Source organism: Brasilonema sp. UFV-L1 (assembly GCF_012912105.1).
In the GTDB taxonomy this organism is placed as follows: domain Bacteria; phylum Cyanobacteriota; class Cyanobacteriia; order Cyanobacteriales; family Nostocaceae; genus Brasilonema.
In genome coordinates this window covers 1-1,894 of the sequence record NZ_QMEA01000316.1, presented here as the reverse complement: position 1 = coordinate 1,894, position 1,894 = coordinate 1, and the positions used below count along the sequence as shown (strand labels likewise).

Below are 1,894 nucleotides of genomic sequence, written 5' to 3'. Positions count from 1 at the left end.
GCAGTTTTTCCGGGTTTGATGAAACGGAACTCAACACATCGCGTATCCAACATACAAAACACGGTAAACCCAAACTGGTCTTGTGGTATTAAATACCCAAGTATTGATGCCGTAAGGCAAAAAGACGCCAAGGGGGGTAAAGGATGATGAAAAAAGCGAAAGCCCCTTTGTAATGAAGGAGATAGGGGTTGAGGAAACAACATTACCCTACGTTGAAAATACGGCAAACTTTCATCTGGTCTCGGACGAAAATGAAACATCAGTAAGAAGTAAAAGTACTTTTATGAGCAATGGACTTGGCAACAAGATTGCGGTAGAAGGCGTTATCAAATCATGGGCTGACATTAACTGGAAAACCGTGAGCCGTAACGTAAAGAAACTGAGGATGAGAATTTTTCGTGCTACTCAAAATGGCAAAATGCGTCAAGCAAAAAGCCTGATGAAACTGATGCTGAGGAGTATTTCAAATATACTTCTTGCTATTAGAAAGGTGACACAACTTAACACTGGTAAAAAGACTGCTGGGATAGATGGCTTTATTGCCATTACGCCGAATGAAAGAGTCAAACTAATTGACCGAGTTAAGGCACATAAACCTCAGGATATATTACCTGCAAAAAGGATATATATTCCCAAGGCAAAAGGCAAACTTAGACCACTCTCAATTCCCACCATTGTCGATAGGGTAAAACAGGCAGTTGTACTTAACGCTTGGGAACCTTTCTTTGAAACCACTTTCGAGCCGCATAGCTACGGCTTTAGACCCGGCAGGTCTACTCACGATGCAATAGAACAAGTATTCAACAGAGTTACTAGAAGTAAAGATGAATGGATACTGAATGCTGACATAAAAGCAGCATTCGATAACATTAGTCACCCATTCATAATAGAAAAAGTGAAAATGTTACCGGGGATAAACTTCGTGACTGGATGGCTAAAAGCGGGATACCTCGAAAGAGAAATATTTAACTTCACGAAATCTGGAACCGCACAAGGTAGCATTATTTCTCCATTACTTGCCAATATAGCCTTGGACGGAATAGGAGAACATCTTAACAGATTAACCAACGAAGTTAAACACTACAAAAGGGATAAAGATGGGAACATCCATATCAATACACGAGGTAAGAATAAAGGTAAACCACAGATAACTTACAGCACATTTCAAGTAAATGAAGTACACTACTGAAGTCTAAAAGGCAGATAGAAAGCTCTTTTTACTTCTGACCGGAGGCGGAGCTTTCCTTGCTCCGCTCCTGACTCCTGACTCAGGAATTGCTGCTGTATGTTGAGCATAGATGCCCATTTGGTTATATAAGATACGCTGACGACCTAATTGTGACGGCATCAAATGCAGAATGTATGGAGGCGGTTATACCCCATATAATCACTCTGTTACAAGCAAGAGGTCTGAAACTTAACCTCGATAAAACCGAAATAAGACACACCGACCAAGGCTGTGATTATTTAGGTTTTAATATCAGGAGATATCATGGTAAAACCATCATTAAACCTGAAAAAGAAAAAGTTCTCAGCAAAATCAAAGAAATCAGGAAATGGCTCAATGTCAACATCAATGCATCCGCCGAATCCGTAATAAATTACCTCAATCCTATTATCAGAGGATTTGCATACTACTATAGAACTGCTTGTTCAAAAGAAATCCTGAGCTACTTTGACAGTAAAATATGGGAAGCTCTTTACAAATGGGCACGTAAAAAGCACGGAAGCTTGAGCCGAAAAGAAGTTGTAAGAAAATACTTCAATATTGGCATACAACACCCTAATTTTAATAAATGGGACTTCCTAACTATTACCAAAGACCGTAGAGGTAAAGCAAAAGCTATTGTACTTTTTAAAGCTGCCTCCGTTAAGAAAGTAATACACGTAAAAG

General features: G+C 39.4%; 2 protein-coding genes. Both read left to right on the top strand.

All coding sequences use genetic code 11. The annotated features are described in order from the left end of the window. Positions 1-172: 172 nt before the first annotated feature. Complete coding sequence (locus DP117_RS35155; RefSeq protein ID WP_169222759.1) at positions 173-1,189, top strand: reverse transcriptase N-terminal domain-containing protein; 1,017 nt, start codon at positions 173-175, stop codon at positions 1,187-1,189. 86 nt (positions 1,190-1,275) lie between these two features. Next, a partial coding sequence (locus DP117_RS35150) for a group II intron maturase-specific domain-containing protein (protein ID WP_339381213.1) occupies positions 1,276-1,894 on the top strand: 619 nt, incomplete at its 3' end.